21 protein-coding genes are annotated in these 21,830 nt (G+C 58.0%); 14 read left to right on the plus strand and 7 right to left on the minus strand.

Annotated features, from left to right (window positions below; genetic code table 11):
* Positions 1-14: 14 nt before the first annotated feature.
* The 6 genes from cheW to flhD form a co-directional block, all read right to left on the minus strand.
* Positions 15-515 (minus strand): chemotaxis protein CheW, encoded by a 501-nt coding sequence (cheW, locus tag ACSJLU_RS14745; RefSeq protein ID WP_025303271.1) that lies wholly within the window; start codon positions 513-515, stop codon positions 15-17.
* Between the two features lie 32 nt (positions 516-547).
* A complete protein-coding gene (cheA, locus tag ACSJLU_RS14750; RefSeq protein WP_043138653.1) occupies positions 548-2,569 on the minus strand; it encodes a chemotaxis protein CheA in 2,022 nt (673 codons plus the stop codon).
* Positions 2,566-3,642, minus strand: coding sequence for a flagellar motor protein MotB (gene motB, locus ACSJLU_RS14755; protein WP_043138656.1), 1,077 nt, complete (start codon positions 3,640-3,642; stop codon positions 2,566-2,568). Before motB ends, cheA begins: the two co-directional genes overlap by 4 nt.
* Positions 3,639-4,529: a flagellar motor stator protein MotA gene (motA, locus tag ACSJLU_RS14760; RefSeq protein WP_015378266.1), complete on the minus strand. Its 891-nt coding sequence runs from the start codon at positions 4,527-4,529 to the stop codon at positions 3,639-3,641. The genes motB and motA overlap by 4 nt, the downstream gene beginning before the upstream one ends.
* Positions 4,530-4,674: 145 nt before the next feature.
* Positions 4,675-5,259 (minus strand): flagellar transcriptional regulator FlhC, encoded by a 585-nt coding sequence (gene flhC / locus ACSJLU_RS14765; RefSeq protein ID WP_016927281.1) that lies wholly within the window; start codon positions 5,257-5,259, stop codon positions 4,675-4,677.
* On the minus strand, positions 5,259-5,609 hold the full coding sequence (flhD, locus tag ACSJLU_RS14770) for a flagellar transcriptional regulator FlhD (RefSeq protein WP_004934891.1): 351 nt from the start codon (positions 5,607-5,609) through the stop codon (positions 5,259-5,261). The genes flhC and flhD overlap by 1 nt, the downstream gene beginning before the upstream one ends.
* 1,337 nt (positions 5,610-6,946) lie before the next feature.
* Between flhD and ydgT the strand changes: the two genes are divergently transcribed.
* From ydgT to ACSJLU_RS14785, 3 genes are all read left to right on the plus strand, one after another.
* Complete coding sequence (gene ydgT / locus ACSJLU_RS14775) at positions 6,947-7,162, plus strand: transcription modulator YdgT (RefSeq protein ID WP_025303274.1); 216 nt, start codon at positions 6,947-6,949, stop codon at positions 7,160-7,162.
* Positions 7,163-7,359: 197 nt separating this feature from the next.
* Entirely contained in the window at positions 7,360-7,779 is a 420-nt protein-coding gene (gene uspC, locus ACSJLU_RS14780; protein WP_025303275.1) for a universal stress protein UspC, read from the plus strand.
* An 85-nt stretch (positions 7,780-7,864) separates the two neighbouring features.
* Positions 7,865-8,896, plus strand: a complete 1,032-nt coding sequence (locus tag ACSJLU_RS14785; protein ID WP_380824911.1) for an NADP-dependent oxidoreductase — start codon at positions 7,865-7,867, stop codon at positions 8,894-8,896.
* Between the two features lie 34 nt (positions 8,897-8,930).
* Here the strand turns inward: ACSJLU_RS14785 and pcp are convergent, their stop codons facing one another.
* On the minus strand, positions 8,931-9,578 hold the full coding sequence (gene pcp, locus ACSJLU_RS14790; protein WP_025303277.1) for a pyroglutamyl-peptidase I: 648 nt from the start codon (positions 9,576-9,578) through the stop codon (positions 8,931-8,933).
* Between the two features lie 97 nt (positions 9,579-9,675).
* On the opposite strand from pcp, the gene ACSJLU_RS14795 reads away from it, so the two are divergent.
* From ACSJLU_RS14795 to tssK, 11 genes are all read left to right on the plus strand, one after another.
* A complete protein-coding gene (locus tag ACSJLU_RS14795; protein ID WP_025303278.1) occupies positions 9,676-10,608 on the plus strand; it encodes a LysR family transcriptional regulator in 933 nt (310 codons plus the stop codon).
* A 512-nt stretch (positions 10,609-11,120) separates the two neighbouring features.
* Complete coding sequence (locus tag ACSJLU_RS14800) at positions 11,121-13,460, plus strand: type VI secretion system Vgr family protein (RefSeq protein ID WP_439040999.1); 2,340 nt, start codon at positions 11,121-11,123, stop codon at positions 13,458-13,460.
* Positions 13,461-13,470: 10 nt separating this feature from the next.
* The gene (locus ACSJLU_RS14805; protein ID WP_025303280.1) at positions 13,471-13,860 is read left to right on the plus strand and encodes a DUF3592 domain-containing protein; all 390 of its coding nucleotides are present in this window, start codon (positions 13,471-13,473) and stop codon (positions 13,858-13,860) included.
* Positions 13,861-13,961: 101 nt separating this feature from the next.
* On the plus strand, positions 13,962-14,462 hold the full coding sequence (locus ACSJLU_RS14810) for a hypothetical protein (protein ID WP_025303281.1): 501 nt from the start codon (positions 13,962-13,964) through the stop codon (positions 14,460-14,462).
* Between the two features lie 171 nt (positions 14,463-14,633).
* A complete protein-coding gene (locus ACSJLU_RS14815) occupies positions 14,634-17,186 on the plus strand; it encodes a DUF2169 family type VI secretion system accessory protein (protein ID WP_380824906.1) in 2,553 nt (850 codons plus the stop codon).
* Positions 17,183-18,250, plus strand: coding sequence for a pentapeptide repeat-containing protein (locus ACSJLU_RS14820; protein WP_043138675.1), 1,068 nt, complete (start codon positions 17,183-17,185; stop codon positions 18,248-18,250). The genes ACSJLU_RS14815 and ACSJLU_RS14820 overlap by 4 nt, the downstream gene beginning before the upstream one ends.
* 30 nt (positions 18,251-18,280) lie before the next feature.
* Positions 18,281-18,916 (plus strand): DUF3540 domain-containing protein, encoded by a 636-nt coding sequence (locus ACSJLU_RS14825; RefSeq protein WP_025303284.1) that lies wholly within the window; start codon positions 18,281-18,283, stop codon positions 18,914-18,916.
* 16 nt (positions 18,917-18,932) lie between these two features.
* Positions 18,933-19,325: a DUF4150 domain-containing protein gene (locus ACSJLU_RS14830; RefSeq protein ID WP_004934933.1), complete on the plus strand. Its 393-nt coding sequence runs from the start codon at positions 18,933-18,935 to the stop codon at positions 19,323-19,325.
* 48 nt (positions 19,326-19,373) lie between these two features.
* The gene (tagV, locus tag ACSJLU_RS14835; RefSeq protein WP_025303285.1) at positions 19,374-19,874 is read left to right on the plus strand and encodes a type VI secretion system accessory protein TagV; all 501 of its coding nucleotides are present in this window, start codon (positions 19,374-19,376) and stop codon (positions 19,872-19,874) included.
* Positions 19,875-19,903: 29 nt separating this feature from the next.
* A complete protein-coding gene (gene tssJ / locus ACSJLU_RS14840) occupies positions 19,904-20,434 on the plus strand; it encodes a type VI secretion system lipoprotein TssJ (protein ID WP_213928274.1) in 531 nt (176 codons plus the stop codon).
* A gap of 40 nt (positions 20,435-20,474) precedes the next feature.
* Positions 20,475-21,821: a type VI secretion system baseplate subunit TssK gene (gene tssK / locus ACSJLU_RS14845; RefSeq protein ID WP_025303287.1), complete on the plus strand. Its 1,347-nt coding sequence runs from the start codon at positions 20,475-20,477 to the stop codon at positions 21,819-21,821.
* Positions 21,822-21,830: the final 9 nt, after the last annotated feature.

A 21,830-nucleotide genomic window follows, 5' to 3' on the forward strand; every position in this document is an offset into this window, starting at 1 on the left:
CCTGAGGTCATGAATCAGACGCTTTTCGCCACGCTGTCGACCAGCGACATCTCTTCGCTGCTCAGCAGCTTTTCGATATCCACCAGGATCAACATGCGCTCGCCCAGCGAACCGAGGCCGGTCAGGTATTCAGTCGCCAGCGTCACCGCGAACTCCGGCGCCGGGCGAATCTGCTCGGCGGTCAATGACAGCACGTCGGAAACGCCGTCGACCACGATACCCACCACGCGCTGGCCAAAGTTCAGTACGATCACCACGGTGTTCTCATCGTAAGACACGCTTTGCTGGGAGAATTTCACCCGCAGATCGATGATCGGGACGATCACGCCGCGCAGGTTAGTGACCCCCTTGATGAACGCCGGGGTGTTGGCGATGCGGGTCACCTGATCGTAGCCGCGAATTTCCTGCACCTTGAGGATATCGATGCCGTACTCCTCGTTGCCCAGGGTGAAAATCAGAAACTCTTGCCCTACCGTTTCGCCAGCCAATTTGCTGACGGCTGCCAATCCTGCCATATCATTCACCTTTTAAATCAATAAACTCATTATTATGCGGCGGCGTCCGTCAGACGCTTTTCACGGTTCAAGGTTTGCAACGCCGAGACATCGACGATCAAGGCCACGCTGCCGTCGCCCAAAATGGTCGCGGCGGAGATGCCCGGCACTTTGCGGTAGTTGCTTTCCAGATTCTTCACCACCACCTGATGCTGGCCGATCAGCTGATCCACCAGCAGCGCATAGCGGCGGCCGGCACTTTGCAGGATGACGACGATGCCCTGCGTAGCGTCGGTTTTGGCGCCTTCCACTTCGAATACCCGATACAGTTCCACCAGCGGCAGGTACTCGCCGCGCACCTGCAGCACGCGCTCGCCGCCGGCCAACGGATGCAAGTCTTCCGCCTGCGGCTGCAGCGATTCCATCACCGCGTTCAGCGGCAGAATAAAGACTTCGTCGTTCACTTTGACCGACATGCCGTCGAGGATCGCCAGCGTCAACGGCAGCAGAATGCGGATGGTGGTGCCTTTACCGGCCTGCGAACGGATCTCGACGTGGCCGCCCATCTCCTGAATATTTCTTTTCACCACGTCCATGCCGACGCCGCGGCCGGAAACGTCGGTCACCTGCTCGGCGGTGGAGAAGCCCGGCGCGAAGATCAGCATGCCGACCTCTTCGTCGCTCATGCTGTCGCTGACCGCCAGCCCTTGCGAAGCGGCCTTGGCGAGAATTTTTTCGCGGTTCAGACCGGCGCCGTCGTCGATGACCTCAATACAGATGTTGCCGCCCTGGTGTTCGGCCGACAGCACCAGATTGCCCACCGCCGATTTACCGGCGGCGATGCGGGTGGCCGGCTCTTCGATACCGTGATCGAGGCTGTTGCGCACCAGGTGCGTCAACGGGTCGATAATCCGTTCGATCAGGCTCTTGTCCAGTTCGGTCGAGCTGCCCTGCAGCGTCAGCTCCACCTGTTTGTTCAGCTTGCCGGCCAGATCTCGCACCAGACGCGGGTAGCGGCTGAAGACGTATTCCATCGGCATCATGCGGATCGACATCACCGACTCCTGGAGATCGCGTGCGTTACGCTCCAGCTGACTCATGCTGTTCAGCAGATCGCCGTGGTTCACCGGATCCAGCGTGCCGGAGCGTTGCGCCAGCATCGACTGGGTGATCACCAGCTCGCCCACCAGGTTGATCAGCTGATCCACCTTTTCCACCGCCACGCGAATGCTGGTGGATTCGCTCGCCTTGGCGCGCGCTTTCGGCGCTTCCGCCGCTGCGGCCGCCGGTTTGGCGGCAGGCGGCACGGCGCTGGCGACCGGCGCTGGCGCAGGTTCCGGCACGGCGACCGCTTCCGGTAAGCTCGCCTCCGCGACGGCCGGCACGCTTTGCGTCGGCGTCGAGAAGCTGATTTGTTCCGGTTCCAGCACGAAGCACAGCACGGCGCTGATGTCGTCTTCGCTGGCGGAGGTGAGCAACGTCACGTCCAGACTGTGTTCCGTCTGATGCGGGTCTTTAACCTCGCCGAGGTTACCCAGCTCTTCCAACATCAAGGGGATTTCACTGGCTTTTAGCCCGTTCAGGCTGATGCGCATGCCGCCTTCGATCGCCGCCGGCGCGGCTGCGTGCTGAACAACGGGCTGCTGAACGGCCGGTTGAACCGCGGGCGCCTCCTGCTGCTGTTGCGCTTCCAACGCCAGCTGGCGCAGCGCCTGGCAAATGTATTCAAAGCTTTCGGCGTCAGGCTGTTGCGAGGTTTTATAGGCGTCCAGTTGCTCCTGCATAATGTCTTTGGTTTCCAGAAACAGGTTGATAATCTCGGTGCTCAGGCTCATTTCCTGGCGTCTTGCACCGTCCAGCAGGTTCTCCAGCAGGTGGGTAGTTTCCTGCAGCACCGAAAAGCCAAAGGTCGCCGCACCGCCCTTGATCGAGTGTGCCGCGCGGAAGATGGCGTTCAACGGCTCGATATCGGGGGCCAGCGGATCCAGCTCCAGCAGGTGTTGCTCCATGTCGGCCAGCAACTCGTCCGCCTCATCAAAGAAGGTCTGATAAAAATCGCTAATGTCCATGCTCACGGGGTCACCTCTGGCTGTGAGTCGCGGTTAGTCGGTGCGGGCGCAGCCGCCGATTGTTCCGGCGTTTGGCCGGCCGGGGCTATCGCCGGGGATGTCTGCGATTGGGCGGCAGGGTCCATCGCCGGCGGCGTCGCTTGATCGGTCGGCGTTACCGCCTGGGGTTCCGGCGTTTGGCTGGCCGGCGCAGTCGCCGACGGCGCCAGCTGCTTCAGGCTATCCGGCTGGGCGATATCCATCGCGTTGCTTTCGGCATTTTCGTGTTCGATGCCCTCTTGCGTTTGCTTGTTCAGCACCAGCACGGTGATACGACGGTTGATCGCATCATCGGCGCCGTGCTGTTTCAGGCTCATGGTGGCCGCCATGCCCACCACCCGCAGCACCTTGCCTTCCGCCAGGCCGCCGGCAATCAGCTCGCGTCGGGAGGCGTTGGCGCGATCGGCCGACAGTTCCCAGTTGCTGTAGCCGCGCTCGCCGGTGGCGTAAGGGATATCATCGGTGTGGCCGGACAGGCTGATCTTGTTCGGCAGGTCGTTGAGGATCGGCGCTATCGCCCGCAGAATATCGCGCATATAACTCTCGACCTGCGCGCTGCCGGTTTTGAACATCGGCCGGTTCTGGCTATCGATAATCTGAATGCGCAGCCCCTCATCCATCATGTTGATCAACAGATGCGGACGCAGCGCCTTCAGGCGCGGATCGGACTCAATCAACTCATCCAGCTTTTCGCGCAGCTTGTTCAGGCGCAGCTCTTCGGCGCGCGAGTCCGGCGAGTCGACCTGCTTTCTCACCAGGCCATGCTGTTGCGTCGGATCGTCGCCGCCGCCCGGGATTGGGCTGCTTTCGGAACTGCTCTTGTCGCCGCTGGTCAGGGCAACCTTGAGCGGCGTGCGGAAATATTCGGCGATTTGCGTCAGCTCCTGCGGGCTGGCGATCGCCAGCAGCCACATCACCAGGAAGAACGCCATCATCGCCGTCATAAAGTCGGCATAAGCGATCTTCCAGGAGCCGCCGTGATGGGCGGCATGATGCGACTTGCGCTTTCTGACCAGAACGACCGGATGATTCTGTTTCATGCTTCTTCTTCTTCCGTCGCCTGCTGCGCCGGCGCTTTCACGCGGCGCACGTGTTCTTCCAGCTCAACGAAAGAAGGACGTTCGGTGGTATACAGCGTTTTGCGGCCAAACTCGACCGCGATCTGCGGTGCGTATCCGTTCAGGCTCGACAGCAGCGTGACCTTGATGCACTGCATCATCTTGACGTTTTCGGCGCTCTTCTGGCGCAGCAACGTGGCCAGCGGCGAGATGAAGCCGTAGGCCAGCAGAATACCGAGGAAAGTACCAACCATGGCGTTAGCGATGAGCGCCCCCAGTTCCGCAGCCGGCCGATCGGCCGAAGCCAGGGCGTGTACCACCCCCATCACCGCCGCGACGATACCGAACGCAGGCAAGGAGTCACCCACCATCGCCAAACTGCCGGCGGGCACTTCGCTTTCCTGCTCGTAGGTTTCGATCTCTTCGTCCATCAGCGCTTCGATCTCGAACGCATTCATATTGCCGCTCACCATCAGCCGTAAATAGTCGGTAATGAACTCCACCAGGGTGTTATCGGCAAGGATGCGCGGATAATTAGAGAAAATTTCACTTTCTTGCGGATTATCGATGTCGAACTCGAGCGACAGCATGCCTTGCTGACGCGATTTGGCCAGCAGGCGGAACAACAGCGCCATCAGATCCATGTACAGATCTTTGTTGTATTTGGAACGGCGCATCAGCCGCGGCAGCGCGCGCAGCGTGGCCTTGATCGCCTTGCCGTTGTTGCCGACGATGAAAGCGCCGACACCCGCCCCGCCGATAATCAGAAACTCCGCCGGTTGGTATAACGCACCGAGATGACCGCCCACGATCAGGTAGCCGCCAAACACCGCACCCAATACCACGAGATAACCCAAAATAACTAGCACACGCATTCCTTAAATTAACAATGTGGATGGAAGGTGGGGCAAACGCGCCCTGGCGCGACAGACCAGGCTGCGTGTCTGGGGGCGGCATGCCGCCCCTGCGTATCACACGTCGGTATTCATTGCCGAGAGCCGGCAACGTGGCGGCTCAAATGGCGCGTTTGACCTGCTCGTCCAGCAGTTGAGGAATAATATCGGCCAGTTGCGGCGAAAGTTTACGTCTTTTTACGGCGCGGGATGGAGGTTGGCATAAACTGCAGATGAAACCATTCAGCGGCTGATGCGCATGAGTGATAAATGCGCCGCCGCAGCAGCTGCAGGCGGAGAGCTGCAACATGCCGCTATCGACGAAACGCACCAGCGTCCAGGCACGGGTCAGCGCCAGCAGCGGCGCCTCGCCGGCCTGCTGCGGGCACTGTTCCAGGTAGAGGCGATAGGCTTTGATCACCGCCTCCACTCCGCTGCACTGCCCGCTTTTCATCAGAAACAGGTAGGCGTTGTAAAACATCGACGAGTGAATATTTTGTTCCCAGGTCATAAACCAGTCGGTTGAGAACGGTAACATTCCTTTTGGCGGCGGGCTGCCGCGTAACTCCTTGTAAAGTTTAATCAAGCGCCCACGGCTGAGCTGAGTTTCACTCTCCAGCATCTGCAGTCGGGCTCCCAGCGAAATCAGCTCCATAGCGAGCTGAATGTCCTTGGCTTCTTGAACGATACTTTTCTCAACCATCATCAGGCTCTTTTCTTCGTCGGGCTAGCGTCTTTACTCGATAGCTCTTGCAGTAAATGGCTTGATAGCAAAATGCCGGTATGGATTTGTTGCAGATCGTCGACGCGCGACTCTTTGGTCAGGCGTTCGATGGTCTGGCTTTCGTTAAAGCGGAAGTGGCAAACCAGCTGGTTGGTCTCGGCCAGTTTGACCATTTGCGGCAAAGTCAGCTGCGCCAGCGCATCGGCCATGGTTTCATCAATACCCAGGCGGAACATCGCGGACGCTTTTTCATCGTTGATCAAACGCTGTGCTAAAAGTAAATATGACAAATTGATGTCATAAATATGCTTAAGTAATTCAGACGTACCCATATTCCCCATCCCGACAGACTATGTTTAAAAACATACGCTGGGTGATAAATTTTATCGCCCGTGACTTGGGTTGTTTCCCAAAGTTGGCAAATTAATCTCTCAAAAACGACTGCTATAATTTTCTACAATCGCTAAATTCGACCACTGTTCAGTATTTGCTACGAGCGTAAACCTACGTGTATGGATGTACAGCATTCTGCTTCGATAGTGTTTAGTCACCATGAAACTATTTTTACAAATTTAATAAGATTATTCCTAAAGCAGCGCAACTCTACCCCCGAACCATTAGCACACACAATGTAAGTGAGAGGCAATTTTAAATACAATGTGACATAGATCACAAAAATAAAAAATAATTAAGCCAAATACCCCCAAATACGCTCACTTATTGACCGCCATTTTGTACACAAAACAACCATAGGTAAAAAAACGTCTTAAAAACAATGTTTATCCGCCAAAAAATTATCTTTTTTAGATCAATTCGAACAAAAGCATCACCAAACCAAAATAACAGAACAAAAATCTGCATATAGGCAACAAACTCAGTATAAATAACCATTTGAGTTACTAAAAAATATCCAAGCTGAAAAATAACCAGTGTAAACTATAAGGTTATTAGCTATCGGATTTGACTTAAGCCCCCAGCCTGAGGCTGTTTTAATTTTCAACATCAGGTGATTATGGCTTATCAATGATTCGCGGGCGTAGTGAACAAGCTCACAGACGTAACGATATGTTTCCGTATTAGCACGATGCAAGAATACTTTTTTTGCGTTAAATTCCGCCAAAACGATATATCGGCAGCACGCCATAAAACTTTAATGCTTTTTATTTCTTTTTTGTCGTCGTGATAATTTCCCCTCATCCCCAGATGATTATTTACATGGCTTACGATTTCATCCCCTTATGGTCATAAAATAAAACGCAGTTTTGTTTTACTCTTCATATTTCTCCATCGAGAAAAACGGCGTTTTAACGTCAGCGGCGGCGAAAAACACCACCCAATGCCGCGGCCGGGTGAAAAAATCACTGCAGAATGAGGCCTGGCACGGCAGCGCGTGCTTGTGCACAGCAGCGACGACGACGCGTCTGCCGTCAGCCGCCCTGAGACTTTCCCTATTTCTCCATTTATCAGCAGGATGAGATTGCTGACGGCGCACGGGCATATTATGATTTATCAAAGCGCCGCTACGGGCGGCGTGACATCATTACCCAGTGCAATTTATCTACTTGAAATGATTTTTGTCAGGTCGTACATCGCTACCTCGACGGCGTCGCCGTGAGCCGCCGATGTGTTATTCACCCGGCTTTAACTATTAACAGGCTATATTTTAATCATGACCGATACGCTCGAATATCTGCTGACATTCCGTAAATGCTCCTCTTTGGACAGCCTGGAGAAGGTGTACGACAAACTGAACTACTCCATTGAAAATGATACAGAAATGAGCAATATGTACCGCGCTGCCGACCACCGTCGCGCTGAGCTGGTTGCCGGTAAACTGTTCGATCTGGGCAAGGTGCCGAAAACGCTGTGGACGCAGGTGCTTTAATTCAGTGAAATTACGTGCGGCAACGGTTTTATCTTTTATTGCTATATAACCGGTGCAAATTCAGCTTTTATTGCCGCGCGTGATGCGAAACACATTTATTCCACCCGCCAGGTTCTACCCTTTATCCGACGCAAGACTTCCACCAAGGCCACCGATGCGGCAGCCTGAAACACGATGGATACAACAAGGAGTAGGATATGGGGTATCAAAACGTTCTGGTCACCGTTGCCGTTGCCCCTGACAGCCACCGTCTGGTGGAAAAGGCCGTCTCCATCGTCCGCCCTTACAGCGGCAGCATCACCTTGCTGAGCACGCTCGCCAACCCGGAAATGTACAATAATTTCGCCGGGCCAATGCTGGGCGATTTACGCACGTTGATGGAGGAGGAAACCCGGCTGTTTATGGAGGAACTGCGTCAACGCGCCGGTTACCCGATCGCCGATACGTTGATCGTGCACGGCGAGCTGGGTGATAGCCTGGAATACGCCAGCCGCCGTCAGCCGTTCGACCTGCTGCTCTGCGGCAACCATCGCGACGGCATGATGAATAAGGTCTCCTGTTCCGCCGCCCGCTTTATCAATATCAGCCATATCGACGTGCTGATCGTTCCGCTCTAAGGCTAAGCACATTCGGTAACGTTGCCTTGCCGCCCCTGGACTAGGCTTAACGAATCTTGTTTGTCGCAACGCAAAGGAGCTTTCGATGTCCCCTTCTCAACAGAACCGCCGCTTCCTGCTGGCTTCGCGTCCGCACGGCGAACCGACGGCGGCCAACTTCCGTCTCGATACCGTCCCCGCACCGCAGCCCGCCGCCGGGCAGCTGGTGCTGCGCACTGTTTATCTGTCGCTGGATCCTTATATGCGCGGGCGCATGAGCGATGCCCCCTCCTACGCGCCGCCGGTGGAGATCGGTCAGGTCATGGTGGGCGGTACGGTATCGCGCGTGGCGGCTTCACAGCATCCCGATTTCAACGTCGGCGATTGGGTGTTGGGTTATGACGGCTGGCAGGATTACGCCCTGTCTGACGGCAGCGGCCTGCGCAACCTAGGCCCGCACCTGCCGCATCCTTCCCGCCTGCTGGGCGTGCTGGGCAGGCCGGGATTTACCGCTTACATGGGGTTGCTCGACATCGGCCAACCGCAGGCAGGTGAAACGCTGGTGGTCGCCGCCGCCAGCGGTGCGGTCGGTTCGGTGGTCGGCCAAATCGGGAAGCTGAAAGGCTGCCGCGTCGTCGGCGTCGCCGGCGGTGCGGAAAAATGCCGCTATGTGGTGGAAGAGTTGGGTTTCGACGCCTGTCTCGATCACCGCGCCCCTGACTTTGCCGAACAGCTGGCGGCCGCCTGCCCAAAAGGCATCGACATCTATTACGAAAACGTCGGTGGGGCGGTGTTCGACGCCGTGCTGCCGCTGTTGAACACCAAAGCACGCATTCCGGTGTGCGGCATCATCGCCCATTACAATGCCACCGGATTACCTGCGGGGCCGGACCGCTTGCCCCTGCTGGAAGGGCTGATCCTGCGCAAACGCATCCGCATGCAGGGCTTTATCATCTTCGACGACTACGGCTCACGCTTTGACGAATTCTTGCAACAAATGAGCAGTTGGGTCGAACAGGGGAAAATCAAGTTCCGCGAGGACATCGTTGATGGGCTGGAGCAGGCGCCGCAGGCGTTTATCGGCCTGCTGCAGGGCAAAAACTTCGGCAAACTGGTGATCCGCGTCGCCGACGAATAACCCGTAGCAGGGCGTGGTACACCACGCCCTGCTTTTAATGTACGGCGCCGTCGCCGAATCGCACATCTTCCTCTACCGTCAGCGTCACCTGTACGACCGTGCGCACCGCTTCCACCATCGTCGCCAGCGCCATGCTCGGCTTGCCCGGATGGGACGCCGCCAGTTCATGACTGTACGGAATATGTACGAATCCCCCCCTGACACTCACGTGCTGCGTCTCCAGATAGTGCCGCAGACCGTAAAAAATATGGTTGCAGTTATAGGTACCTGCCGTATAAGAGACCGCCGCCGGGATCCCCTGTCGGCGCAGCTGCTGCACTGCGGCCTTCACCGGCAACGTGCTAAAATACCCTACCGGCCCGCCCGCCACCACCGGTACGTCGATCGGCTGTTTACCGGCATTGTCGGGAATGCGGGCATCGATCAGATTGATGGCCACCCGTTCCAGCGAAATCTCGGCCCGGCCGCCGGCCAGGCCCAGACAAATCACCGCCAGCGGCTGCAGCGCCTCAATCGCCGCGATCAATTGCTGATTGGCCACGCCCAATACGCAGGGCAGCTCGAGCACCGCGATCTCCGCGCCGGCAATATGTTCACCGGCCAGCGCCTGCGCAATTTGCCAGGAAGGATTCACCGCATCGCCATCGAACGGCTCAATGCCGGTGACCAAGACTTTGTTCATCATTTCCCCTGATTGAAGGCTAAATTTGTGTGCTTTCAGCCTAAAGAACACAGTATGATTCTGGAAATGGATTATCTGTATATAGAGTATTCATAAAATGAATTTAGCCAGCGTCGATCTCAACTTGCTGGTGGTGTTTGAGGCGTTGTATCAGACGCGCAACGTCACCGCCGCAGGCCGGCGTCTAAACCGCGCTCAGCCCTCCGTCAGCAATGCATTGGCGCGGCTGCGCATTCTTCTCAACGATCCCCTGTTTGTGCGCAGCGGCGGCGGCATGTCACCCACGCCGCGCGCCCACCAATTGATGCCGCAAATACAGCAGGTGCTTGAACAGATCCATCTGGCGTTGGCCCCCCCTGCCCGTTTCGATCCGGCCACCGCCGGGCAGCGGCGTTTTACGCTGGCGGCCGGCGACTATGCCGATATCTTGCTGCTGCCCACCCTCATCAGCCGGTTGCGTCAGACCGCCCCCGGCATCGATATTCGCGTTTCGCGTCTGGATCGCCACAATATTTATCGGCAACTGGATCGCGGCGAGGTGGATATCGCGCTGGGAGGGCACCTTTCCGGTGCGGAAAGCCACTATGTGCGCACGTTGTTTGAAGAGCACCTGGTGTGTATCGCCAGCCGTTCACACCCCCAGCTGGCGGATGGCCGCTGGGATCTGGCACGCTACCTCAGCCTGCCGCATGGGCTGTACGCGCCGGCAGACGACGGCTCTGCCAGAGGGTTGGTCGATCGGCGTCTGGCGGAAATCGGCGGTCAGCGGCGCGTCGCCGTGACCTTTTCACATATTGCCGCTCTGCCGGCCGTGGTCGCCGACAGCGATCTGATCGCCACGCTGGCCGCCAGCGCGGCCCGGCATTTTTCCGATCCGCAACGCGTACGCATTCTCCCGCTGCCTGACGAGTTGGCCATCGCGCCTTTCCCCATTGAGCTGATCGCCGGCCGGCAGGCGCAACGCGACCCGGCGTTAATCTGGCTCTGCGAGCTGGTAGGTCAACTCTCCTTCGACTCCTCTCCACGTTAACGACGGTATTCGCTGCATTTTCAACCGTTCAAACGCATGTTCCCAGGCCCGTCGGTGGGCCCTGGGACGCCCACCAAATAGGAATCATCCGAATTAACATTCGCCAAATTTATATATTTGATCATCTTTAACTGGCAAATGGTAAGGATAAAAAACAGTCAGCGACTTTTTTTACGTAAAAAAAGAGTTGTTTTATAAGCACGTTGACTTATGTGTTACACATTTATTCTTTGGTATTACCAATTTCCCAATAATTTGAGATAAAAAATGATCTGCTCGCATCTATATGTTTTAGATAATAAAAAATAAGATCGTGAGCAAGTTAACGAATTGAGCATTGATCCACAAGGCTATTTTGCAAATGCAGAGCTCTATTGTAGACTGCACAAATCGTGCCTTTGTGTAAACTTTGTTAAATCTTTCGTCAGTTCCTGTCTCTATTCGTGACAGATACGCCATCGGGATCGCGCGTCAATTCTCGTGCGGTAGCTATGCCTAAAGCGGGGAATAGTATGGATCGTCTTATCATTGCGCACACGCCCTTGCCCTCCCATCAGCTGTTGTTCAGAAGCCTTTCCGGCGAGGAAAAACTGGCCGGATTGTTCGAGTTCGACGTCGAGTTGCTCAGCCCCGACAATCGGCTCGATCTGAAAGCGCTGCTGGGACAAAAAATCACGCTGGAGCTGCGGGGCAATCCGTTGGCACCGCGTTATCTCAACGGCAATATCACGCGCATGACCCTCTCCGGCCGAGAAGCTGGCGGCAACCGTTACTATATCTACCGCGCCGTGCTGCGCCCCACGCTGTGGTATCTGACGCAAAACCGCGATTTTCGCATCCACCAGGAAAAAACCGTTCCCGACATCCTGACTCAAGTGCTGGGGCAGTATCAGGTGAAAATCGATAACCGCCTGAGTTACGACTACCGCATCTGGGGATACTGCGTGCAGTATCAGGAGAGCGATTTCGATTTCATCAGCCGTCTGATGGAACACGAAGGCATCTATTATTATTTCACGCACCAGCAAGACGGCCATACGCTGGTGCTGGCTGACGCGCCGGCGGCCCATCAGGAACTCGCCGGCTACGCCAGCATTCCCTACCAGCTCGCGGAAGGTGGCCTGGTGGAAAACAAGGACAGCATCAATAGCTGGAGCGTTTCTGACGCCATCACGCCCAGCCTCTATAGCCTGGATGACTACGATTTTCGTAAGCCGCGCGCGCGGTTGCTGGAGGCCCGGCAGAATCCCGCCTCGTTCGCGCAGGACAAAGCCGAGGTGTTCGACTGGCCCGGTCGCTATACCGATCACGCCCACGGCCAGTTTTACGTCAAGGTTCGCCAACAGGAGTTCGAAGCGCAGCACGAGCAGATGAGCGGCGAAGGCAATTCGCAGGGCATTGCGCCCGGCTACCGTTTTCAACTGACCCAGGCGCCGCGTATGGAAGACAACCGCGCCTACCTGGTGGTCAACGCGCAGTACTTCATGCAGGAAAACAGCTACGCCAGCAACGATAATGATGTTGGCGAGCAGCGAACCGAATTTCAGGTCGTTCCGGCGGACATCAATTGGCGCCCGGCGCGCACCACGCCTTGGCCGAAAACCCACGGCCCGCAAACTGCCGAAGTAGTGGGCCCGGAAGGCGAAAGCATCTGGACCGATAAATATGGCCGGGTGAAACTCAAATTCCGTTGGGATCGCCACGGCAGCGGCAATGAAACCAGTTCCTGTTGGGTGCGCGTCTCGAGCGCCTGGGCCGGCTGGAAATACGGTGGGATCCAGATCCCGCGCGTGGGTGAGGAAGTGGTGGTCGACTTTATCAACGGCGATCCGGATCGCCCTATCATCACCGGCCGCGTTTACAACGAAGACAGCATGCCGCCGTGGGATCTGCCCGGCGACGCCACTAAAATGGGCTTTATGAGCCGCAGTAAAGGCGGCGGCGCCGACAACGCCAGCTTCCTGTTCCTGGAAGACTCGCCCGGCAACGAATCGTTCGACATGCATGCCGAACGCAACATGAACATGACGGTGGAAAACGACAAGAACGTCAATATTGACGGCAGTCGCACCACCACCATCGGGCGCCAGCAGGACGACACCGTCACCGGCGACGCCACGTTCCTGTACAAAGCGAAACGCACGACGACCGTCAATGGGCTGGACACCGCCAACCTGAACGCTCACCAGACGGTGAACATCAAAGGCGGCCGCGACCTGACGATTATCGACGGCGGCGATAAAATCGACATCACCGGCAATCAGTCTTTCAAGCTTGACGGCGCGCAGACGCAAAACATTACGCAAACCCAGCATGTCACGGTGAAAGGCAACCAGACCCTCGACATTACCGAAGGGCAACAGACCAGCACCATCAAGCAGGGGCAGACCGTCAACATCACCGCCGGCGGTCAGCACACCACCATTACTGCCGGCGGGCAAGTCCTGACGATTGAAGCGGGCGGCCAGACCGCTACCGTGACCGGGGATGTCACCGAAACCTATAATAATAACCAGAACACGACGATCACCGGCACGCTGACCATCAAGGCGAAAACCATTGATATCACCAGTGCGGACGGCGTCTCGGTACAAACGCCGAACTGGAAAGATAACTGCCACGGCTGGAAATGGGTGGCGACCGGGGCCAATTTTGCCTTCTACGGCTCCAATCTTTCGTTGACGGCGACCAGCCTTAAACACACGATGTTGGATATCTCGCATAACCCACTGTCGATCAGCAAAACCAATTTCAAGCTCAGTAATGATCCCATGACGTTCACTCAGCTTGGCGCGCTGGTCACCAACGGCGCCTTACGGCTGAGCACCAAGGCGCTGGCGATCTTCTTGTAAAGGGACTCCCATGTCGAAGGCCAAAAATGTTTTCACCGTTATCGGGTTGATTTTATTGGCTCCCATCCTCAGTCTGGTGGGCTTTTTCAAATTCATCACGGTCGATATCTGGGGTTATTTCAAACATATCGGTTCTTCCCTCAGCGTGATGGAGAACGGTATTTCCGCCTCTGGGCAAATCGTCAGCATTCGCCAGACCAACCTGTGGGACGGAAATCGGCCGGTCTGCGAAGTCGAAGTCAAGTACATCGCCCAAGACGGAAAAAACCATACGGCCGTGGCGAAAGGCCCGATCAGCGTCGTGGATCTGCCGCGTTATCAACCGGGCCATTTCACCGCGATAAAGTACGATCCGAAGAACCCCAAAAAAGCGGTGATCGAAGAGCTTTCCCGGCTTTGAGCGAAAAGGATCCCTTCAATTACGCGATCCGATTTCAACGTTCTGCAAACGGCTTATCGTTCATCAGTTCGCTAAATCACCTTGCATAAGGAAGTGTCACGATGGGCGCGTTCATTGCCTTTTCGACGCAGGACAGCCTCTGGGGACAGATCCTGTTTACCGTCTTTGGCATCCTGGTCGGCTGCGTATTGCTCGCTGCGATCGGCAAAACCTTTTTGTCGGCAAGCCGAGCGGCCGCCTTACCCATGCGGTTGCTGATCTTTGTCGCGCTGATGCTGGCGCTCCTGAAATACAATCAGCAGGTGATGTCTGCGGTGAATGCTCCCGCAGAGCTGATCGGGTTCCTGATTTTGCCCGGTTTTTTGATGCGTTACCTCGGTGCGGCGACACCCGGCAGACTGACGCTGGCGATAGAGCTGCCCTGTTTTGCGGCGCTCGTCGCGCTGCTGGTTCTGAGCACCGCCGGCGTCGGATTTTTTGCGCCCTATCACCTGGAGAGCACCGGCCAATTTACCGCCAAGGCGATCGCCGCGTCATTGTCCGTCGCCGCCGTGCTGCTGGCTCGCGGAATAAACGGGAAGGACAACGCACTGTCCTCTTGATCATCCATTTCGAAGTGGGACTCTCCCCGCATTAGCGATCGGCGCTGAACGCCGCATCGTTTTCTTCATCTGTTGTGACATAGCCTGATATCTATTAAACCGAAAAACGGATTGTTTTTGAGCAAGCAGCCTGGCTGCCAGCTGATATCCACAGGAAGCTTTACACACACAATGAAAGTCGTAAAACCTCTGCGCCTCAGCGCGCTTCATCGCCCCTTCTCTTGGCAAGGGCAAAATCATCTGGGCGTTTCCGTTTTGGCCTTGGCCGACATGGGGGCCTCCCCGCGTCTGCGCCCCGAACCGGAGCTGTGGCAGTTGGCCGCCGACGAACTTACGTTAAGTGGCGGCGTGCTCGATCTGGCTATCCCAAAAGCCTGTGCGGAGTTTCTCGCCACTGGCAACGCCTACACCCACCATCAACAAGACAAAACCGCCTGCGCCGTGAAGATCCAGTTTGATTCGCTGGAGAAAACGCTGGTGGTTTTCGGCGATCGCCATTGGATCAACGATCGTCCCTCCACGCCTCTTCCCTTTGCAGAAATGCGTCTGGACTGGCGCCGGGCTTACGGCGGCACCCAGTTCGCCGATAATCCGCACGGCATCGGCGCCACTCCCGAAACATTTCCGCAGGGCCGCATCCATCGCCTACCCAATGTTGAACCGCTGCAGGGACGCCTTGCGTCTCCTCGGCAAAGTGCCCTGCCGGCAAGCTTTGACGCGCTGGATATCACCTGGCCGCGTCGCTTCTCCCGCATCGGTAAAAACTACGACGCCGACTGGTTGAAGCACGGCTTTCCCGGCTTCGCCAACGATATCGACTGGCGCCTGTTCAACATGGCGGAAAGCGATCAGCAGTTTCCTCAACGTGATAGCTTGCCGCCGCGGGCTGCCTATCGGATTTGGAATATGCACCCTTCAGAACCGGTGCAGCAAGGGCATTTACCGCCGTGGCGCGCGCGCTGCTTCATCAACCGACTGCGCGGCGGTGAAACGCATTTCGAAGAGATCGCGATGCGCCATACCACCGTCTGGTTCTTCCCGCATCGGGAACAGATGCTGTTGATCTATCAGGGTAGCGCGCGCATCAATGAGGACGATGCCGCCGACGTGATGCAACTGATGCCGGCCCTGGAAACCGAAGGGGAGCCCCGTTCCACCGCGCATTATCGGCAGGTGTTGGCCCAGCGGCTGGATAAAGAACAGGGTGCTTTGCACGCTTTTCGCGAACAAGAATTGCTGCCGGAGGCGTGCATCGGTGCCTGGCTGGATACGGAAACGCCGACGCAGCAAAGCCCAATGGCGGAAAATATCGCCGCCTACGAGCACCAGCAGCGCGAAGAGCATCGCCAGCGCCTGCTGCGTGAAGGCCAGGACATCGATGAACTGTTCCCGCTACCGTCGCAAGAAGCGCCGCCGAAGCTGGACCAACTCGCCGAATTCGTCGAGCGTCTGGAAAGCCAGGCCGAGGTGCAGTATCAGGACATGCTCAAGCTGGCGCACGCCGAGGGTATCGACCCGCTTAACCCCGGAGGGGATCACGTGTCGCCCTCCGGTGCGGAAAGCTACCAGCAGCAGCGCGATCTGCTGTTCCAGGAGGCGCGCCAGCATCCCGACGCGTTCAGCGAGAAGCAGCTGGGGGAAAGCGAGCGCGCGCTGCACCAAATGTATTTAATGTCAGCGCAGGCGCAAAGCCCTGCACTGCGCTTAAGTGGCGATCTGGCGCAAATCATTCGCCAACGCGTCGCCGCCGCCATGCTGCGCGATAAAGATCTCAGCGGCCTTGATCTCACCGGCGCCGATCTGTCCGGCATGGATCTCTGCCAGGCTAACTTACGCGGCGCTTTATTGGAAAACGCCAATCTACGCCAAACCCGACTGGTGGGTTGCGATCTTCGCGAGGCGATGTTGGCGCGCGCCGATCTCAGCGGCGCCGTCTTGCAGCAGGCCGATCTGAGCCACGCCTCTTTGGCCCTGGCGAAATGCGAAGCGACAGATTTCGGCGGCGCGCAGCTGCATGAGACTAATATTCAGCAAACGTTGTTTCAACGCTGCGATTTCACGATGGCGTCATTACGCGATTTGCTGGGATACGAAACCTTGCTCGGACAATGTGATTTCAGCCGCGCCACGCTGGCCAACATGACGTTGATGGAACTGCAGCTGGAGCAGCTAACATTCAGCCACGCCCGGCTCGACAAAGTCAGCTTCGTCAAATGCCGGCTGCTGGCGGTGAACTTCAGTCAGGCGCGGCTGGAAAGCTGCGCCTGGGTTGATACCGAGACGCAAAGCCTCAGCTTCCGCGCCGCGCGCCTCACCGCCTGCGCCTTCGCAGCGAAGACACTGTTGCCGCAGGCGGATTTCAGCGACGCGACGCTAAACCAGTGCAATTTACGCCAGATGCCGTTGCAGCGGGCCAATTTTAGCCGGGCGCGTCTCAATAATTGCGATCTGTCGGAAACCCGATTGAACGAGGCCGATTTCCGCCAGGCCAACGGCAGTGGCAGCCTGTTCATCCGCAGCGATTTGTCTCGCGCCAGCCTGCGCGATGCCAATTTCATTGCGGCTATCCTGCAAAAATGCGTGCTGTCAGGCGCCGACCTGCAGGGCGCCAATCTGTTCCGGGCTGACCTGTCGCAGTCGCAAGTGGATCAGGCAACCCGGCTCGAGAGCGCCTATACCGCCAGGGTGAAAACATTGCCTCGCCACAACGGGAAGGAAGTATGACCTCAAAACCAGAGCAGATACGCCAGCGCGTAAAACGCGGCGAGCCGATCGCCGGAGAGGACTTGCACGGCCTGTCATTCGCCGGTCTGGATTTGGCCGGCGGCATGTTCAACGAACTGAACCTGAACGGCGTGAACTTCTCTGACTGCGATCTGCGCGACAGCGTTTTCAGCGATTGCCAGCTCGAACACGCACAATTTACGCGGGCGGATCTGAAGCAAACGGCCTTCAATCAGTGCGCCATGTCGGCCAGCCGCTTCAGCGAGAGCCATATCGAACTGACGATGTTCAACGATTGTCGGCTTGAACAGAGCGACTTCAGCCGGCTGTCGCTCAACCAAAGTCACTGGATGTCGTGCCAATTGGCCGGCGCGAATTTTTCCGCCACTCAGCACGATCGCACTACCTTTTACGAAAGCCCGCTCGACGGCGCCATGTTGAATCAGGCGCGCTTATGCCTTGTCACGTTCTTTCGATTAAATCTCTGTAAAACGCAGTTTGAAGGCGTGAACTTCGACCGCGTCACGTTTTTCGAATGTGACCACCGCGGCAAAAGTTACGCCGGGCAGAGCCTGATCGCCTGCCAGTTTACCGATAACCAATTGGACGACGTCGACTTCAGCCAGGCGACGCTGCGCCAGAGCAATTTCAAGGGCGCTTCGCTGCGGCGCGCCAACCTGACCAGCGTACAGGCGCAGCAGTCGCTGTGGCTGGAGGCCAATCTGACTCAGGCGCAGTGTCGCGGCGGGCAGTTCGATCAGGCGATCTTCAGCGAAGCGACGTTGGATGCCGCCAACTTCAGCCAGGCGCGCCTGTATCAATGCGTATTTCAGCACAGCCGATCGGCGCGCTGTGATTTCAGCGACAGCGACCTGACCTACGCCGACTTCTGTTATGCCGACATTGGCGCCGCCGATTTCCGGCGCGCGCGCTTTATGCGCACCCGTATGCATCGCGCCCACCAGCAGCAAACGCGCTGGAGCGATCGCAGCGGGATCCTCGAGAGCGACGAAGAGCTGTACGCCGCCGAAACCTGGAGCGCACAGCGCCAGAGCCGAATCTGAATGCATTGACCACTTCACGAGGGGATCACCATGAGCGTTGCCAACACAACTCGCGCCGTCAACATCGCACCGCCCCAACAGGCCGCTGGCCAGGTCGTCAACCTGTTGCCGGACGGCAGTCTGGTGGTGGAATGTGAAGGTCGTGGCTGGCATTGTCGCCGGGCGGCGAGCTGCCTGCTGACGCCGGCCCTCGGCGATAACGTGCTGGTCGCCGGCTGCGGCCACCAGCTGTGGGCGATCGCCGTCCTCGAGCGGGCAGAGCCGCAAAGCACGGCGCGGCTCTGCGTCGCAGGCGATCTGCAGATTGAAACGCCGAACGGCTCGCTGTCGTTGCACAGCGCGCAGGCGCTGAAACTGAGCGGCGACGCCATGACGCTGCAGGCGAACAGCGGCGACTGCCACGTCGACAAGATGAAATACAGCGGCGAAGAGCTGTCGGCCTTCGTCAGCATCAGCCGTTTGGTCGGTAAACGCTGCGAGTCGCTGTGGCATTCGGTCAGCCAGATCAGCCATTCGCTGTTCCGCAAAGTGCGCCAAACCGAGCACGTGCGCGCCGGGCAGCTGGATTATCAGGCGGAAGATTACGCCCGCATTCATGCCCGCAACACGCTCATTACCTCAAAAGACATCACCAAGCTGGATTCGGAACAAATCCACGTCGGATAACCTGCGGAGGCCTTTTATGTTTGCCAACAGCCAAATGATCGGCGTGGACCTGGCGTTTCCCGACGTCTGTCTGACGCCAAGCCCGGCGCCGGTGCCCGTACCCTACCCGGATATCGCCCTCGCGCCGACCGCCATCCCGAACGCGTTCAACATTCTGTTCGTCGGTACCCCGGCGCACAACATGGCGACGGTAACGCCCCTGACCAACGGCGACAACCCCGGCGTAGCCACCGGTGTCGCTTCCGGGACGGTGATGGGGCCATCCCGCCACCTGACCGGCGCCTTTACCGTGTTGCTCAAAGGCACTCCGGCCACCCGGCTGACCAGCCTCAGCCTGCAGAATTCCACCAACGCGCTCGGCATGCGCATCGTGCCGAGCCAATTAAAAGTGTTGCTGCTTGCGCCCTGATGACGGCGCCTTATTACACAGCCATTCAATCAAGAAAAAGAGGACATTGTGAAAACACGGATTACCCTGACGCTGCTGACCGCTCTGACGCTTGCCGGTTGTTCCACCCCGCCGCCACCGCCGCCGGCGCTCAATAACGACGCCCTCATCAGCAGTGAAGTCAACGGCGTCACCCTGCAGCACCGCGCCGCGGTAAGCGCGCCGAAACAGTTCAAGCCGATCGGTGAGGAGTACCGCAGCCTGTATGCCGCCAGCATCATGAGTAGCCCGAATTATACCGGCACCGCCGTCGGCAGCCTGGACAACGCCGCCGCGTTCTACGCGCTGGGCGAAGTGGAAAACAACTGGCTGGCGATCTCCGCCATCCGCGGGGGCGATCTGATGGGGTATATTCAGGCCAACGCCGGCGTGCCGGAAGCGCGCTACAAATCAACGCTGCGCAAAGATCTGCCGCGTCGCGCGCGCGCAGCCAAACAGGACTGCGTCAAAGTCGGCGGCGACAGCAAGGCGTGTAAAAACGCCGGCTCAGCCACCTGGATCCTCCAGTAGTCAGCACGCCTGCGGGCGACGAGATTCCTATGATGACGACCCCTATCGCTTCCCGCTGGTGCGGGATGCTGTTTCTGCTGCTGGGCACGCTGGCGCTCGGCGGCTGCATGTCTTCCGCCAAAAGCGTGCCGTCGCGTTACAGTCTGGTGTTTGATGCTGACCGCCAGGTCAACGCCGCCGCCGGCGCGCAACCGGCGCCGATCAAAATTCGCGTGCTGCTGCTGCGCTCGGATGCGGAATTCATGGATGCCGACTTCTTCAGTCTGCAAAACGACGCCAAAAGCGTGCTCGGCAACAGCCTGCTGGACAGCGATCAGTTCTTCCTGACGCCGGGCCAGACCGGCAAGAAGCTCGGTGGGCAAAGCGCATTGGACGCACGTTACATCGGCGTGATCGCCGAATATCAAAATCTGGACGGCAAGACCTGGCGCATGTCACTGCCGCTGCCGGAACCTACCGAAACCAATTTCTACAAGGTATGGCAATTCTCGCCGGATGAGCTGGAAGCGCATATCGTCGCGGGCGTGAGTGGCCTGCGCCCCGTAAAAAAGGTCGACTGACCTACCGCTGCGCTGAAGCGAAGTAACTATAGGTGTGATGATGAAAGATGCTCATAAGGTTGTCTGGACTGAGGGGATGTTTTTGCGCCCTCACCATTTCCAGCAGGCGGAAAACTATCTCGAAGGCTATATGCGCAACTGGGGCCAGGCCCACAGCGGCTGTTTCTGGGGGTTCCTCACCCTGGATCTGGACCAAACGCTGCTGCGCCAGGGCAAGATTGCGCTCAACGCCGCCAGCGGCATCATGCCGGACGGCACGCCGTTTCGCTTCTCCGGCGCCCAGCAGGCGCCCGCGCCGCTGACCATCGCTGAAAACAAGACCGGTGAAAACGTGGTGCTGGCTCTGCCGACCTACCGCGCGGGGCGTGAAGACGTGATCTTTCAGGAAAGCCCGGAGGCGCTGGCGCGCTATCTGGCTTATGAGAACGAAGTCGACGATCTCAACGCCGTCTCGGTGGGCAGCGCGGCCTTGCAGTTCGGTCGCCTGCGCCTGCGGCTGATGCTGGAGAGTGAGCTCAACGCCGAATGGACGGCGCTCGGCGTTACCCGCGTGCTGGAAAAGCGCGGCGACAACAGCCTGCGTCTCGATACCACGCAGATCCCGCCGATGCTGAACTGCCAGGGCAACCCGGTACTGAAAACCTTCATCAACGATCTGCAGGGCCTGCTGCAACAGCGCAGCCAGCAGATGAGCCAGCGCCTGCTGCAGCCGGGCCGCGGCGGCAGTTCCGAAATGGTCGATTTCATGCTGCTGCAGCTGATCAATCGCCATCTTGGCCAGGTGAGCCACGCCTACCACCTCGACCATCTGCACCCGGAGCGCCTGTTCGCCGATTGGCTGCAGTTCGCCACCGAGCTCGCCAGCTTCTCGGCGCAGCGCACCCCGGAAGGCCGCCTGCCGGTGTATGACCACGACAACCTGGCGCTGTGCTTCGGCAAGCTGATGCTGCTGCTGCGTCAGGGGCTGTCGGTGGTGCTGGAAGACAACGCCATTCAGCTGACGCTGGTCGAACGCTCCCACGGGCTGAACGTCGCCACCGTGCAGGACGCCAAAATGATGCGCGATTTTGGCTTCGTGCTGGCAGTGCGCGCCGACGTGGCCGCCGAGGTGTTGCTGACCCATTTCCCGGCGCAGATGAAGATCGCCCCGGTCACGCGCATCCGCGATCTGGTGCAGCTGCAGCTGCCGGGCATCGGTCTGCGCACCATGCCCGCTGCGCCGCGCCAGATCCCCTATCACGCCGGCTACACCTACTTCGAGCTGGAAAAAGGCGGCGACCTGTGGAAACAGATGGAAAAATCCAGCGCCTTCGCCCTGCACCTGGCCGGCGAATTCCCGGGGCTGGACATGGAATTTTGGGCGATTCGCAGCCATACGGACCGGTAACCTATGACT

It is taken from the genome of Serratia bockelmannii (assembly GCF_051803255.1).
Classification (GTDB): Bacteria; Pseudomonadota; Gammaproteobacteria; order Enterobacterales; family Enterobacteriaceae; genus Serratia; species Serratia bockelmannii.